Annotated in this window: 16 protein-coding genes; 4 read left to right on the top strand and 12 right to left on the bottom strand. The window is 67.1% G+C overall.

Annotated elements, in window-relative coordinates:
• Window positions 1-170: 170 nt before the first annotated feature.
• Entirely contained in the window at window positions 171-2,297 is a 2,127-nt protein-coding gene (scpA, locus tag ATO11_RS15930) for a methylmalonyl-CoA mutase (protein WP_050531908.1), read from the bottom strand.
• Window positions 2,298-2,407: 110 nt separating this feature from the next.
• Between scpA and ATO11_RS15935 the strand changes: the two genes are divergently transcribed.
• Window positions 2,408-2,962: a DUF4174 domain-containing protein gene (locus ATO11_RS15935; RefSeq protein WP_050531909.1), complete on the top strand. Its 555-nt coding sequence runs from the start codon at window positions 2,408-2,410 to the stop codon at window positions 2,960-2,962.
• A gap of 7 nt (window positions 2,963-2,969) precedes the next feature.
• Here ATO11_RS15935 and ATO11_RS15940 read toward each other — a convergent pair whose 3' ends face one another.
• The 10 genes from ATO11_RS15940 to ATO11_RS15980 all read right to left on the bottom strand — a co-directional run bounded on the left by ATO11_RS15940 (window position 2,970) and on the right by ATO11_RS15980 (window position 10,394).
• The gene (locus tag ATO11_RS15940) at window positions 2,970-3,752 is read right to left on the bottom strand and encodes a hypothetical protein (RefSeq protein WP_050531910.1); all 783 of its coding nucleotides are present in this window, start codon (window positions 3,750-3,752) and stop codon (window positions 2,970-2,972) included.
• 52 nt (window positions 3,753-3,804) lie between these two features.
• A complete protein-coding gene (locus ATO11_RS15945) occupies window positions 3,805-5,805 on the bottom strand; it encodes an acetyl-CoA carboxylase biotin carboxylase subunit (protein ID WP_050531911.1) in 2,001 nt (666 codons plus the stop codon).
• 109 nt (window positions 5,806-5,914) lie between these two features.
• Entirely contained in the window at window positions 5,915-6,109 is a 195-nt protein-coding gene (locus ATO11_RS15950; protein ID WP_050531912.1) for a hypothetical protein, read from the bottom strand.
• A gap of 250 nt (window positions 6,110-6,359) precedes the next feature.
• The gene (locus tag ATO11_RS15955) at window positions 6,360-6,719 is read right to left on the bottom strand and encodes a hypothetical protein (RefSeq protein WP_050531913.1); all 360 of its coding nucleotides are present in this window, start codon (window positions 6,717-6,719) and stop codon (window positions 6,360-6,362) included.
• A gap of 63 nt (window positions 6,720-6,782) precedes the next feature.
• Complete coding sequence (locus tag ATO11_RS22205; protein WP_165586993.1) at window positions 6,783-6,926, bottom strand: hypothetical protein; 144 nt, start codon at window positions 6,924-6,926, stop codon at window positions 6,783-6,785.
• A gap of 214 nt (window positions 6,927-7,140) precedes the next feature.
• Window positions 7,141-7,521, bottom strand: coding sequence for a DUF6497 family protein (locus ATO11_RS15960; RefSeq protein ID WP_050531914.1), 381 nt, complete (start codon window positions 7,519-7,521; stop codon window positions 7,141-7,143).
• A 116-nt stretch (window positions 7,522-7,637) separates the two neighbouring features.
• The gene (locus ATO11_RS15965; protein WP_050531915.1) at window positions 7,638-7,970 is read right to left on the bottom strand and encodes a hypothetical protein; all 333 of its coding nucleotides are present in this window, start codon (window positions 7,968-7,970) and stop codon (window positions 7,638-7,640) included.
• Window positions 7,971-8,082: 112 nt separating this feature from the next.
• Complete coding sequence (locus ATO11_RS15970; RefSeq protein ID WP_050531916.1) at window positions 8,083-8,469, bottom strand: cupin domain-containing protein; 387 nt, start codon at window positions 8,467-8,469, stop codon at window positions 8,083-8,085.
• Between the two features lie 16 nt (window positions 8,470-8,485).
• The gene (locus tag ATO11_RS15975) at window positions 8,486-8,749 is read right to left on the bottom strand and encodes a DUF7218 family protein (protein WP_050531917.1); all 264 of its coding nucleotides are present in this window, start codon (window positions 8,747-8,749) and stop codon (window positions 8,486-8,488) included.
• A gap of 112 nt (window positions 8,750-8,861) precedes the next feature.
• Window positions 8,862-10,394 (bottom strand): acyl-CoA carboxylase subunit beta, encoded by a 1,533-nt coding sequence (locus ATO11_RS15980; RefSeq protein WP_050531918.1) that lies wholly within the window; start codon window positions 10,392-10,394, stop codon window positions 8,862-8,864.
• A 169-nt stretch (window positions 10,395-10,563) separates the two neighbouring features.
• Here ATO11_RS15980 and ATO11_RS15985 point away from each other — a divergent pair, with 169 nt between their 5' ends.
• Genes ATO11_RS15985 through ATO11_RS15995 form a run of 3 tightly spaced genes read left to right on the top strand, consistent with a single transcriptional unit; the run spans window position 10,564 to window position 14,048 of the window.
• Window positions 10,564-11,781: a multidrug effflux MFS transporter gene (locus ATO11_RS15985; protein ID WP_050531919.1), complete on the top strand. Its 1,218-nt coding sequence runs from the start codon at window positions 10,564-10,566 to the stop codon at window positions 11,779-11,781.
• Window positions 11,782-11,830: 49 nt separating this feature from the next.
• The gene (locus ATO11_RS15990) at window positions 11,831-13,231 is read left to right on the top strand and encodes a helix-turn-helix domain-containing protein (RefSeq protein ID WP_050531920.1); all 1,401 of its coding nucleotides are present in this window, start codon (window positions 11,831-11,833) and stop codon (window positions 13,229-13,231) included.
• Between the two features lies 1 nt (window position 13,232).
• Window positions 13,233-14,048 (top strand): alpha/beta hydrolase, encoded by an 816-nt coding sequence (locus ATO11_RS15995; RefSeq protein ID WP_050531921.1) that lies wholly within the window; start codon window positions 13,233-13,235, stop codon window positions 14,046-14,048.
• Window positions 14,049-14,242: 194 nt separating this feature from the next.
• Here the strand turns inward: ATO11_RS15995 and ATO11_RS16000 are convergent, their stop codons facing one another.
• Window positions 14,243-14,905 (bottom strand): thermonuclease family protein, encoded by a 663-nt coding sequence (locus tag ATO11_RS16000; RefSeq protein ID WP_050531922.1) that lies wholly within the window; start codon window positions 14,903-14,905, stop codon window positions 14,243-14,245.
• Between the last annotated feature and the right edge of the window lie 32 nt (window positions 14,906-14,937).

Consider the following 14,937-nt stretch of genomic DNA (forward strand, 5'->3'; position numbering starts at 1 on the left):
GCCCCCAGACCCCCGAGGTATTTTCAAACCAGAGAATGAACAGGACCTCGCCGCTGCTTCTTCGGTTCGGAAATACCTCGGGGGAGGTTTCGGAGGGGGCAGCGCCCCCTCTGAAGGCCTGCGTGGCCTGAACGCACTCAATAGCCTTGCGCGTCAGCGCGCCTTGAAGGTCAGGCGCGGGCGGACTGGATAAGGCGCAGGATGTCGGCGGCGGCTTCGGGGATGTTGGTGCCGGGGCCGAAGATCGCCTTGACGCCCGCATCGTGGAGGAACTGGTAGTCCTGCTGCGGGATCACGCCGCCGCAGATGACGATGATGTCTTCGGCGTCTGCTTCCTTCAGCGCCTTGACCAGTTGCGGGGCGAGCGTCTTGTGGCCTGCGGCTTGGCTTGAGATGCCGACGACGTGCACGTCGTTGTCGACGGCGTCCTGCGCGGCCTCGGCGGGGGTCTGGAACAGGGGTCCCACGTCCACGTCGAAGCCGATATCGGCAAAGGCCGTCGCGATCACCTTGGCGCCGCGGTCGTGGCCGTCCTGGCCCATCTTGACCACCAGCATGCGCGGGCGGCGGCCTTCGGCCTCGGCGAAGGCTTCGACATCCTTCTGGATGCGGGCGAAGCCTTCGTCGCCTTCGTAGGCCGCGCCGTAGACACCGGCCAGCGTTTTCACCTCGGCGCGGTGCCGGCCCCAGACTTTTTCCATCGCCATCGAGATCTCTCCTACCGTGGCGCGGTGGCGCGCGGCTTCGACCGCGGCCTCCAGCACGTTGCCGCCGTCCGTGCAGCGGCGGGTCAGTTCATCCAGTGCGGCCGTGCAGGCCTGCGCGTCGCGTGAGGCGCGGATGCTGTCGAGCCGCGCGATCTGGCTTTCACGCACCGCGACGTTGTCGACATCGAGGATGTCGATCGGATCCTCCTTGTCCTTGCGGTACTTGTTCACGCCCACGATCACCTCGTCGCCGCGGTCGATCATCGCCTGGCGTTGGGCCGCCGATTCCTCGATCCGCAACTTTGGCAGGCCCGAGGCGACGGCCTTGGTCATGCCGCCCATCTCGTCGATTTCCTCGATCATCTTCCACGCGGCATCGGCCAGATCCGCCGTCAGCTTCTCGACGTAGTAGGAGCCTGCCAGCGGGTCGACGACCTTGGTCACCCCCGTCTCTTCTTGCAGGACCAGTTGCGTGTTCCGGGCGATGCGGGCCGAGAAATCGGTGGGCAGCGCAATGGCCTCGTCAAGCGCGTTGGTGTGCAAAGACTGGGTACCACCGAGGACGGCCGACATCGCCTCGTACGCGGTGCGGATGACGTTGTTGTAGGGGTCCTGCTCCTGCAGCGACACGCCCGAAGTCTGGCAGTGGGTGCGCAGCATTTTCGACCGGTCGTTCTGCGCGCCCGCCTCGGTCATGATGCGGTGCCACAGGAGGCGCGCGGCGCGCAGCTTGGCCGCTTCCATGAAGAAGTTCATGCCGATGGCGAAGAAGAACGAAAGTCTCCCTGCGAACTTGTCCACGTCCATGCCCGCATCCACCGCGGCGCGGACGTATTCCTTGCCGTCCGCCAGCGTGTAGGCGAGCTCCTGCACGAGGTTCGCACCGGCCTCCTGCATGTGGTAGCCCGAGATCGAGATCGAGTTGAATTTCGGCATCTCGTTCGAGGTGTATTCGATGATGTCCGACACGATCCGCATGCTCGGTTCTGGCGGATAGATATACGTGTTGCGGACCATGAACTCCTTGAGGATGTCGTTCTGGATGGTCCCCGACAGGGCAGCGCGGTCCACGCCCTGTTCTTCGCCTGCCACGATGAAGGAGGCGAGCACCGGGATCACCGCGCCGTTCATCGTCATCGACACCGAAACTTTATCCAGCGGGATTCCGTCGAACAGGATCTTCATGTCCTCAACCGAGTCGATGGCCACGCCCGCCTTGCCCACGTCACCCACCACGCGTTCGTGGTCGCTGTCATAGCCGCGGTGCGTCGCCAGGTCGAAGGCGACCGACACGCCCTGTTGCCCGGCGGCGAGGTTGCGGCGGTAGAAGGCGTTCGATTCTTCGGCGGTGGAAAAACCCGCGTATTGCCGGATCGTCCACGGGCGGCCTGCGTACATGGTGGAGCGCACGCCGCGCGTGAACGGGGCCTCGCCCGGCATCGTCCCGAGGTGGTCGAGCCCCGCGAGGTCGCTTTCGTCGTAGACCGGTTGCACGGGGATGCCTTCCAGCGTGTGCCATGTCAGGTCGTCGAGCGGGCGGCCCCGCAATTCCTTCTCGGCGCGTGCGCGCCAGGCGTCTTTGTCGCTCATGTCATCTCGCCCTTTCCGGGTGTTTTCTGTTGAAGTGGGAAGGCGTCCGGTGCACATGGCCCGTCGCAATTCGGAAATTCGCGCCTATCTTTGGCTCAAAGGAGAGCTGCATGATCCGACCCGCCTGCATCGCCGCCGCGCTTGCGCTGGCCCCGGCCCTGTCCGCCGAGGAGGCCCCGGCCCCCGATCCCACCGCGCAGGCGGTGCTGGAAGAGGTGCCGGCGGCGGAACCGGCAGAAGAGGCCGCCGACGGGGACGAAGACGAGGAGGTGGTCGTGATCGTGGACATCGATGATCCGCTGACGCCGCTTTTCCGGGACGGCACCGATGTGGACCTTGCGCAGTTCAAGTGGATCGCGCGGCCCATCGTGGTCTTTGCCGACAGCCCGGCGGACCCGGCATACCAGCGCCAGATCGCGCTGTTGACCGAGCGGGCCGAGGATTTGCGCCTGCGTGACGTGGTGGTGCTGACCGATACCGATCCCGACGCCGCATCACCCCTGCGGCGCAAGCTGCGCCCGCGCGGGTTCATGCTGGCGCTGATCGGCAAGGATGGCGGCGTGAAGCTGCGCAAGCCCCTGCCGTGGGACGTGCGCGAGATTTCCCGCGTGATCGACAAGATGCCGATGCGGCAGCAGGAAATCCGCGACCGAAGGGGATTGTAGGCCATCCTCACAACCCCGCCCGCCCGGCGCGCGCCGCCCTGGGCCGGGGCGCCTTCACGTGCTTTTCGACCGCGGCAAGCGCCTCTTCTGCCAGTTGCAGCGCCGCGCGGCGCATGGCGATGTAGTCGCGGTACATGTTGACCCGCCGCTCGCCCGCCATCTGGCCGAAGGCCTGGCTGCGCATGTCGGCCACGAAACGGCGCAACAGCGCGTCCTGCGCGTAATAGGCGGCAATCGCCGCCGCCGGGCGCGGCGGCAGGTCGGCCAGCCGGGCCGCCTGCGCGGTGAAGACGGGCGGTTCGATCTGGGCGGGGATCATCGGGACGAAGCCGGGATTGGCCTGCATGATCTCGATCATCTGGCGGCCGTATTCCGACAGCACGTCATCGGGGCCACCCGCGGCCGCCGCCGCGCCGATCTCGGCATGCAGAAGCCGCATCAGCGTCTGACCTTCGGCATTGGCCTTGCGCGCGGACTCGACCACCGGGACCAGCCAGAACGCGCCCGCGAGGCCCACGCCCGCCACCACCTGCCAGAGCGCGGTGTCAATCGGCGCGACCACCGCCAGCGCGAAGAGCGCCACCCCCAGCAGCAGCACGAGCGGAAGGAAGATGGTGAGCACCATCCGCGCCACGACCTTGAGCGCCCCGCGCGCCGAAGGCCGTCGCAGCCAGCCCCAGACCAGCAACAGGACAGCCACCGCCGCGACCCACGCCCAGGGCGGGATCGCGGGCCATTCGGCGGGCAGCAGCGCCTGGGCCTGCGCCCATAGCTCGTTCACCTGTTCCATCACGCACGCTCCTTGCGAGGCCGCCCATCAGGGCGGATGAGCCGCCCCGACGCTATTCGAACTCCATGATCACCTCGTCCACGGCGAGGCTGTCGCCGGGGCCCGCGTTGATCCTGGACACCACGGCCTTCTTCTCGGCGCGGAGGATGTTTTCCATCTTCATCGCCTCGACGGTGCAGAGCGCCTGCCCTTCCTGCACCTCGTCGCCCACGGCCACGTCGACCTTCACGATCAGGCCGGGCATGGGGCAGAGCAGCATTTTCGAGGTGTCGGGCGGCAGTTTCTCGGGCATCAGGGCGGCCAGCTCCGCCTGCCGGGGCGTGCGCACGGTCACCTTCAGGTCCGCGCCGCGCAGGCGCAGGCGGAAGCCCTGGGTGATCTTGCCGACCTTCATCGTCAGCGGCCCTTCGGACGTGCTGATCCGCGCCAGCATGTCGCCGGGCGTCCAGTCGCTCGACACCCGGATCGAGGAGCCGTCGTCGAACGACACGGTCGATCCGTCCCGGTCCGCCGCGATGGTCACCGGGTAATCGGTGCCCTGCGCCGACACGACCCAGTTCTCGCCCACGTGGCGTTCGTGGTTGTCCATCCGGCCCGACAGGCGGGTGCGGCGGATCTCGGCCACGCGGTGCATCGCCGCCGCCGCCGCCGCGACCTTGCGCAGCATCGCGTCATCCAGCGTCACGCCTTCGAAGCCGTCGGGATATTCCTCGGCGATGAACGCCGTGGTGATCTCGCCCGACACGAACCGGGGATGGTCCATCACCGCCGAGCAGAAGGGCAGGTTGTGCCCGATCCCTTCGACCTCGAACGCGTCGAGCGCATCGCGCATGCCGTCGATCGCCTCGTCCCGCGTCGCGCCCCAGGTACAGAGCTTGGCGATCATCGGGTCGTAATACATGCTGATCTCGCCGCCTTCGTAGACGCCGGTATCGTTGCGCACGACGCGCGGGCCGTCCGCCACCTCGGCAGGCGGACGATACCGCGACAGCCGCCCGATGGAGGGCAGGAAGTTGCGGTACGGGTCCTCGGCATAAAGGCGGCTTTCCATCGCCCAGCCGTTGATCCCGATATCGGACTGCTTGAGCGACAGTTCCTCGCCATTGGCCACGCGGATCATCTGTTCGACCAGATCGACGCCGGTGATCAGCTCCGTCACCGGGTGTTCCACCTGCAGGCGCGTGTTCATTTCGAGGAAATAGAAGTTGCGCTCGCCATCCACGATGAATTCGACCGTCCCGGCCGAGGTATAGCCCACCGCGGCGGCCAGCGCGCAGGATTGTTCGCCCATCGCCTTGCGGGTCGCCTCGTCAAGGAAGGGTGACGGCGCTTCCTCGATCACCTTCTGGTTCCGGCGCTGGATCGAGCATTCGCGCTCGTTCAGGTAGATCGTGTTGCCGTGGCTGTCGGCCAGCACCTGGATCTCGATATGGCGGGGCTGGGTGACGAACTTCTCGATAAAGATGCGGTCATCGCCAAAGCTGTTCGCCGCCTCGTTCTTGGAGGACTGGAAGCCCTCGCGCGTCTCGTCGTCGTTCCACGCGATGCGCATGCCCTTGCCGCCGCCCCCGGCGCTGGCCTTGATCATCACCGGGTAGCCGATGTCGTTGGAGATCTTCACCGCCTCCTCGGCGTCCTCGATCAGGCCCATGTAGCCGGGCACCGTGCTGACGCCCGCCTCCTGCGCGATCTTCTTCGAGGTGATCTTGTCGCCCATCGACTCGATGGCACCGGCGGGCGGGCCGATGAAGGCGACGCCCTCTTTCTCCAGCGCCTCGGCGAAAAGCTTGTTCTCCGACAGGAAGCCGTAACCGGGATGCACCGCCTCGGCGCCCGTCTGGCGGATCGCGTCCATGATATTGTCGATCACGATGTAGGACTGGTTGGCGGGTGCGGGGCCGATATGCACCGCCTCGTCCGCCATCTGCACGTGCAGCGCCTGCGCGTCGGCGTCCGAATAGACGGCCACGGTGGCAATGCCCATCTTGCGCGCGGTCTTGATGACGCGGCAGGCGATCTCGCCCCGGTTGGCGATCAGGATTTTCTTGAACATCGTTTATGTCGTCCTTCGGTCGTCGAACAGGAAAACCCCCGCGCCGCGGTCAGGCGGCACGAGGGTCATGGCGGCGGAGAGGCCGCCGGAAGTGAAAAGGGTCAGCGGGTTACGGGCACAGGCCCACATCGTCGCAGAGCGCACCCGCCGCAGCGCCCGCAGCGGTGGCCGTGGCGACGTTGCCATCGAGGATAAGGGCCGCCGTGGCCCCGGTGAGCGCACCCGCCGTGGCGCGCTGGCCATCGGGGGTCTCGCAGGCCGACAGCGCCGCAAGCGCGGCGAGGCTGATCGCGAGTTTGTGCATGGGTCATCTCCTGCTCCGGGCGTCCGGACCTGTCCGGGCGCTTCACGCCGGAAAGGCGCCGGCCTGGCCGGGAACGGGCCAGACCGGCGGTCAGGGGAAGGGTCACCCGTCGCTCCAGCCCCAGAACACGGGCCTTCGACGGCGGGAGTGAGGCCACCCTGCGCAGGGCAGGGCCCAACCGGCAAGCGCGCAAACCCGCCTTTGCGGAATTGGGCCGTTTCCCGCCCAAGTTGTCTTTTCATGCGCAAGATCATGCCCACCACGTCCCGTCGAAAGCGTCCGGAAACGCCGCCCGCGCGGCGCGTTCGTCAAGGATCAGCATCGCCTCGTAATCGGTGGGGTCGAAGGGGTCGTCATAAGGCAGCACCTCGCGCCCGAAGAGCCAGCTGAGCCGCCCGGCATCGAGGTTGCCGCGTTCGAACGGTTCGTCCCCGAACAGCATCCACAGCGCCGCGACGAAGGCCGCGTCGGCGCGCCGGTCGGCGGGGCGCCGGTCGGCATAGCGTTCGCGCCGCACGATCGGTGTGGCGCCCTTGGGATTGGCGCGGCGCAGGGTGAACTGGAAATCGGTGCCCGGCAGGCGTCCGGGAAAGCCGCGATGCTTCAGCATGGGCGCACCTCGCGGGCACGCAGGCGGCAAAGCCGGACGGGCCCGGAGGCCCGTCCGTCAGTCTTACTTGTACTTGCCGGTGTAGACCGGTTCGACCGAGATCGGCTCGGGATCGACGACGACGAATTCCTCGTCATTGCCGCTGGCGCAAGCTGCAACGCCTGCCACCAGACCGAACGCGACCAGCAGTTTGATGCTCTTCGACATCCCACACTCCTGTGTCGTACACGCGCGGCACCACGGGCGAACGGCCCGCACCACACACACGCAGAGGTTAAGATCCCTGGGGGAGATCCGGGGGCGAAGATAGCCGATAGGCTGTGGAAAAGATACGCGCGGCAACGGCCGTGGGCGGGTTGTGGCCACAAAGCCGCAATCCACCGCGCACATGAAGGTCGTCTCGCAAGATATTGTGGCAGCATTAGAAAAGCTCCCAAATGCAGAGACCGTCCTGAACCGAGTAGGCTTCGAAGAACTGTGTCACGGATGCGTCGCTTTCGCCGAAATCGATGGCCCGCTCCATCAGCGACACGACGATCTGGCGCGGACGCGGGCCGACCTCGGACACCTTGGGCACGGCGTAGAACTGGCATAGGTGGACCATGTCGTCGGCCACCTCGACAAATGTCAGGCCGCGGCCCGCTGGCGAGATGTCGGGCGCGACGAACCGGAAGCGGTACATCAGCCCCTCGCCCGCCGCGTCGGACACGAAATCGTGGAAAGTCACGAACTGGCCGGACGGCACGAAGATCGGCGCGTCCTCGACATCGGCGAGGCCGGGGGCGGCAACCGCCGCGCCCATCGCTACGCCGCACAAGGCGGTGGCAAACCGGCCCCGGCACCCGGTTGCCCGGGCTCCTCCTGCCGGGGCCGCACGGTCGATGGCGCAAGACCAGACCGTTGTCCTGAAACCGCCGCTCATGTCGCGCACCTGATCCAGCGCGCGCGTGTCGCGGGATCCGCCAGCGCGTCCTGCAGGCGCAGGCGGTCGCGGGCGGTGGCGCGGGCGCCGTCGATCCGCCCGCCTGTGGATATCAGCATATCGGTGGCGCGCCTGTCCACCACCACGACCGGGGCAAAGCCGCGCAGGTGCTGCAGGCAGCGCCAGACATCCTGCCGGATCATGTGCGCCAGCGGCACCGGGCGCATATGCGGCAGCGTCGTCTCTGCCGCGATGTCGAACCGCACCGGCAGACGCCGCGACAGCGTCAGGCGCGCCCCGTCGCGCAAGATATGCCACCCGTTCTTCACCGCGCGCCCACCTGGTTGGGGGCCAGGCCCGTGGCCCTCATTTTCTCGGACCGATGGCGAAAACGCTGGCCACCCCCCAAGGTATTTCGGAACCGAAGAAGAACAGGCACGATCATGCGTGCGGCTCCTCTTCACGCGTGGCGAAGTCGGCGGGAGACGTGATCTCGACCAGTTCCATATCGTCGGAATGGCGCACCTCGCGGTGGACGATACCGGGCGGCTGGAGCACGCTGGATCCTTCGCGCAGGACCACTTCGCCGTGGCCCGCGTATTCGAAGATCACCCAGCCCTTGGTGACATAGACCATCTGGAAGCGCAGGTCGTGGGAATGCCACGCGCCGGGGCTTTCCTCCCCCGGCACGGCGCGGATGACGTGTGCTCCGAAATCGCCATCGGTGGCGTCCCTGATCCCGAGGTCGCGGTATTCGAAGAAGGCGCGCAGGCCCTGTCCTTCGAACTTGCCGTCATCGGCGTGGCGGATGGTGAGGGGCTGGGTCATGCCGCCCCTCCCCCGATCAGTGGTCGCGCAGTGCCTCGATCAGCTCGTCCTTCGACATGTCCGAGCGTCCGTCGATCTCCAGCTCCTGCGCCCGCTCGTACAACTCGTCCTTGGTCCATTCCTCGTAGGGTGGCGCCTTGCCGCCCTTCTCCGACGGTGACTGATCGTCCGAGGCCTGCGCATTCGCGATGCGCGCCGCCTTCTCCTTCGACGCGCCATCCTCGCGCAGCGCCTCGTAGGTCGCGTCGTCCTTCACGCTGGGTCCGTGATCCTTGGCCATGTTGCTCTCCTTTGCAGGACAAGCACCGGCATGTTGTCAAAGTTCCCATATCGCTTCTTCGGTTCAGAAATACCTCGGGGGTCCGGGGGCAGCGCCCCCGGCGGGTTCCGCTTTAGAGCGGAATGTTGTCGTGCTTCTTCCACGGGTTTTTCAGCTGCTTGCCGCGAAGTGAGGCAAAGGCCCGCGACACGCGGCGGCGGGTGGAATGCGGCTGGATCACTTCGTCGATGAACCCGCGTTCGGCGGCGACGAAGGGGTTGGCGAAGCGGTCTTCGTAATCCTTGGTGTGCTGCGCGATCTTGTCGGCATCGCCCAGATCGGCGCGATGGATGATCTCGGTCGCGCCCTTGGCGCCCATCACCGCGATCTCGGCCGTGGGCCAGGCGTAGTTGAAATCGCCGCGCAGGTGTTTCGACGCCATCACGTCATAGGCCCCGCCATAGGCCTTGCGGGTGATCACCGTGACCTTGGGCACCGTCGCCTCGCCATAGGCAAAGAGCAGCTTCGCCCCGTGCTTGATGACGCCGCCGTATTCCTGTGACGTGCCGGGCAGGAAGCCGGGGACGTCGACGAGCGTCAGGATCGGGATCTCGAAACAGTCGCAGAACCGCACGAACCGCGCGGCCTTGCGCGACGAGTCGATGTCGAGGCACCCGGCCAGCACCATCGGCTGGTTCGCGACCACGCCCACGGTCTGCCCTTCGAGACGGATAAAGCCGGTAATGATGTTCTTGGCGAAATCCTCCTGGATCTCGTAGAAATCCGCCTCGTCCGCGACCTTGTGGATCAATTCCTTCATGTCATAGGGCGTGTTGGGATTGGCCGGGATCAGCGTGTCGAGCGAGTTTTCCACCCGGCCCGGCGCGTCGAAGAAGGGGCGCACGGGCGGCTTTTCGCGGTTGTTGAGCGGCAGGAAGTCGACAAGGCGGCGGACCTCGGCCAGCGCCTCCACGTCGTTTTCAAACGCGCCATCGGCGACCGAGGATTTCTTGGTGTGGGTGGATGCGCCGCCCAGCTCCTCGGCCGTCACCACCTCGTTCGTCACCGTCTTCACCACGTCGGGGCCGGTCACGAACATGTAGGAGGTGTCCTTCACCATGAAGATGAAGTCGGTCATCGCGGGCGAATAGACAGCGCCGCCCGCGCAGGGGCCCATGATCACGCTGATCTGCGGCACCACGCCCGAGGCCATGATGTTGCGCTGAAACACCTCGGCATAGCCGGCAAGCGAGGCGACGCCTTCCTGGATGCGCGCGCCGCCTGAATCGTTGATGCCGATGATCGGCGCACCGTTCTGCACCGCCATGTCCTGGATCTTGCAGATCTTCTGCGCGTGGGTTTCGGACAGCGAACCGCCGAACACGGTGAAGTCCTGGCTGAATACGTACACCATGCGTCCGTTGATCGTGCCCCAGCCGGTCACGACGCCGTCACCGGCGGGACGGTTTTTCTCCATCCCGAAATCGGTGCAGCGGTGGGCGACGAACATGTCGAATTCCTCGAACGAACCCTCGTCGAGCAGCAGTTCGATCCGCTCCCGCGCGGTCAGCTTGCCGCGCGCGTGCTGCGCGTCGATCCGCTTTTGTCCACCACCGATGCGCGCGGCGGCGCGGCGCTCTTCCAATTCCTGCAAAACGTCGGTCATCGCCGCACTCCTTGAGACAGATTGCGGGACCTTACCGGCCCGGTCCGGAGGTCACCAGCGCTATGCGGCAAATTTGCAAAGTGTTTGCAACCTGATTTGGAAAACTCGCAAATCATGCAAATGCGCGCGGGTGGTTGGACTGGCCGCGTTCCGGGGATAGGAGTTGGGCATGACTCGCACCACGGCGGTGCGGTTTCTGGACCGCGATACGCCTCCTCACATCCTGACGCTCATCCTGATCGCCGGCCTGTCGGCGATGACGATGAACGTGTTCCTGCCGTCGCTTCCGGCGATGGCGATCTATTTCGAGACGGATTACGCGATCGTGCAGATGTCGGTCGCGATCTACCTTGGGGTGAACGCGGTCCTGCAACTGTTCATCGGGCCGATCAGCGACAACCTCGGGCGGAGGCCCGTCCTGCTGGCGGGTATCGTGATCTTCATGTTGGCGACGCTGGGTTGCGTCCTGGCGACGAATGTCTGGGTGTTCCTTGCCTTCCGCATGGCGCAGGCAGCCATCGTCGTGGGCATGGTGCTGAGCCGCGCCATCGCGCGCGACGTGTCGGGCACGACGGGGTCGGCCTCGATGATTGCCTATGTCACGATGGGGATGGCGGTGGTGCCGATGATCGCGCCGGCGATCGGCGGGTTCCTTGACGGGCTGTTCGGCTGGCAGGCGAACTTCTGGATGCTGTTCGGCCTTGGCGCGGTGACCTTCGTGATCTGCTGGTTCGACCAGGGCGAGACCAACCGCGCGTCGGGCCAGTCGCTGAAGGCGCAGTTCGCGGACCTGCCCGAGCTGATACGGTCGCCGCGGTTCTGGGCCTACGCGCTGGCCACGGCGTTCTGTTCCGGCGCGTTCTTTGCCTATCTCGGCGGCGCGCCCTTCGTGGGCACGGACGTGTTCGGCATGTCGCCCGAGCGGCTGGGCATCTTCTTTGGCGCGCCGGCGGTGGGGTATTTCCTTGGCAACGGGTTCTCGGGCCGTCACGCGGCGCGGTACGGCGTGAACCTGATGGTGCTGTGGGGCACGCTAATTTCCACCTTCGGGGTCGCGGTATCGGTGGCGCTGTACGTCGCGGGCCTTGGCAACGAGTGGACCTTCTTCGGCTTCATGACCTTCGTGGGCCTTGGCAACGGGCTGACCATCCCCAATGCCACGGCGGGCCTTCTGTCGGTGCGCCCGCACCTTGCGGGCACCGCGTCGGGCATGGGCGGGGCGATCATGGTGGGTGGCGGCGCGGCCCTGTCGGCGATGGCGGGTGCGCTGGTCGGGCCGGGCACGGGCCCCCTGCCCCTTCTGGCGCTGATGCTGGCCACCTCGGTCCTTGGCATCCTCGCCATCCTGTTCGTCTACTGGCGGGAGCGGCAATTGCGCGTGGCGTAAGGTTTGCAAACCCTGTAACACCGGTTTGCAACTGACCTGTGGAGCGCCCATGGCCCAGCCGAAACTCTATGCCGGACCCAAGCTGAGGGAGACGCGCACGGCGCTGGGCCTGACGCAGAAGGCGTTCGCCGCCAAGCTGGGCGTGTCGCTGCCCTATCTCAACCAGATGGAGAACAACAACCGGCCCGTATCGTCCACGGTCCTGCTGGCGCTGGCGCAGGATTTCGGGGTCGACATCGCCTCTTTCGGGTCGGGCGCGACCGAGCGGCTGGTCAGCGACCTGTCCGAGGTGCTGGCCGATCCGGTCTTCGACGGCGACAGCCCGCCCGCCGCCGACCTGCGGCTGGCGGCGGCCAATGCGCCGGGGCTGGCGCATGCCTTCCTCGCCCTGCACCGCGCCTATCGCGGCACGCATGAACGGCTGGCCTCGCTGGACGAGGCGCTGGGCCATGCCGACGCGCAGGCCCTGCCCTCGCCGTGGGAGGAGGTCCGGGATTTCTTCCATTACTGCGACAATTACATCGACGCGGTGGACCGCGCCGCCGAACATGCCGCGCGCGACTGGCCCGGCGACGGGCAGATCGCGGGCGCGGTGCAGGCGCGGCTGGACGGGCTGGGCGTCACCCTGCGGCTGGCCGATGGCGCGCCGCTGCGGCACTACGAGGCCGACAGCCGCATCCTGACCCTGTCCGCGCAATCGAGCGCCGAGACGCAGGTATTCCAGATGCTCTTGCAACTGGCGATGCTGACCCATGGCGCGCTGCTGGATGCCACGCTTGACCTCGCCCGGTTCCGGTCGGACGAGGCGCGCGCCATCGCGCGGATCGGGCTGGCCAATTACTTCGCCGGCGCGGCGCTGATGCCTTATGGGCGGTTTCTAGAGGCTGCCGGGGCCGAAAGGCACGACCTTGAGCGGCTGGCGCGGGGTTTCGGTGCCTCGATCGAGCAGGTGGCGCACCGGCTGTCGACCTTGCAGCGGCCCGAGGCGCGGGGCGTGCCCTTCTTCTTCGTCCGCGTCGACCAGGCGGGCACGATCACCAAGCGCCATTCCGCGACGCGCCTGCAATTCGCCCGGTTCGGCGGGGCCTGTCCGTTGTGGAACGTGCACCGCGCGTTCGAGACGCCGGGCCGGTTCCTGCGCCAGTTGGCCGAGACGCCGGACGGGGTGCGGTACTTCTCGCTCGCGCGCGAGATCTCGAAACCCGGCGGGTCGTTCGGTGCGCCCACCCGGCGGTTCGCCATCGCGCTGGGATGCGAGGTCGCCCATGCGGGGGCGCTGGTCTATGCCGACGGTATGGACCTGGGCCGCGCCGACGCGTTCGAGCCCATCGGCATCTCCTGCCGCATCTGCGACCGCGCGGGATGCCACCAACGCTCGGTCCCGCCCTTGGAGCGGCGGTTGCGGGTGGACCCCGATACGCGCGACATCCTGCCTTACGAGGTCGGCTGAGGTGCGCGCGCTGGCGCTGCTGATCGCGCTTTGGCCCGCCGCGTTATCGGCGCAGGGGCTGCTGGACCTGTTGCCGCTGGGCTGGCTGGAGCGGAAGATGCTCTATGCCTTCTCCCCGCTCGAAGAGACGCCGGAAAGCGTGGGGCTGGCCGGTGTGACGGCGCAGCGCGTTGGCGAGAGCGTGGGCTGGTCGGCGCCGCCCCGGCGCGCGGGCGGGCCGGTGATCTTCTACCTGCATGGCAATGCCGGCAACCTCGCCATCCGGGCCGAACGCTTTGCCGCCTTCCAAAGGCAGGGGTTCGGATTCGTGGCGCCCGCCTATCGCGGGTCGTCGGGCACGCCTGGGCAGCCCGGCGAGGCGGCGCTGGTCGCGGATGCGATGGAGGTGTGGCGGGCCGTGCCCCGGCTGGTGCCGGAGGGCGGTGGCGTGGTGATCTATGGCGAAAGCCTCGGGTCGGCGGTGGCGGTGGCGCTGGTGGCCGAAGGCGCTCGGCCGGGTGGCGTGATCCTCGAAGCGCCGTTTACGTCGATCCCCGACATGGCGCGGGCGGTGACGGATATGCCCGACCACCTGATCGCCCGCATCCGCGACACGTGGGACACGCGGGCGCGGGCGGCGGCGCTCGACGTGCCGCTGCTGGTGGTGCACGGCACGGCGGACGCGGTGGTGCCGGTGGCGATGGGACGGGAGGTGTTCGGCGCGGCGGCGTCACGGGACAAGGATTTCATGGCCGTGCCCGGCGCGGGACACCTGAATGTCTGGCAGCGGGACGTGACCCGGCGGATATGGCGGTTCGTGGAGGCATACGGACGCTGAGCCGCGTATCGCCGGGTCGCTGTGTATCAGCGCGGAATCAAGGCCGCAGGCCGCCGCGCATCGTCGGGCCGCCCCCCCGGCACGGCGATATGGCTGAAGGCAGCGCCACGCCCGAATAGCGTGCGGGACTTGCAGATATAAAGTGCTTCGCGGAACCTGTGGATCGCCGCACCGCGGCCCGACGCTGCGCGGCTTTACCGTTTGGCGCGGCGCCAGCCGGAGGCGCGCGCCTCGGCCTCGGTGCAGAACCAGCGCTCGCCACGTTCCTCGCGGATGCCGGTGCGTTCGTAATCGACCTGTCCCGGAACGTGGTAGATGCGCGAACCTTTGGACGAAACATTGCCCTTGATCCGGCACTCCGCCCGCACCGGCAGGCGGCCCACCGCCCGCGTCTGGCGATGCCATGACGGCTGCGTCATGTTGAAGGACCAGAGCCCCCGATCCGCCACCTCTGCCTGCTTTTCCGTCAGGTCATAGGCCATCGAATAACGCCGGTAGGCCCGCGCGAGGCCCGCCGCCACGATCTCTTCGCCCACGTCGCGGCCCGCCACGCGGCAGCGCGCCACCACGCGGCCATAGCGGTCACGGTCCACCGGCTCGCACCGCGCGACACGTCCACCATACATCGCGTTCACCTGCGCCGTCACCCACACGCCGCAGGCGAACCGGTTTCCCTTGGCATCACAGGTCTGGTCCTGTTCCGGCGCGTCGATCCCGTGCAGCCGCACCCGCGTGCCGCCGACGTCGAACGTGTCGCCGTCGATCACCCGCACCTTGCCCGCGAATTCAGCGCTTGCCGCACCCGCCAGCCACGCTGCCACGGCCACCGTGATGCACGCGTTAACGAATCTTAACATTTCGTTAACGTGGCAAGTCAGCCCACGGTTTT

The sequence above is a fragment of the Pseudaestuariivita atlantica genome, from assembly GCF_001205715.1.
In the GTDB taxonomy this organism is placed as follows: Bacteria; Pseudomonadota; Alphaproteobacteria; order Rhodobacterales; family Rhodobacteraceae; genus Pseudaestuariivita; species Pseudaestuariivita atlantica.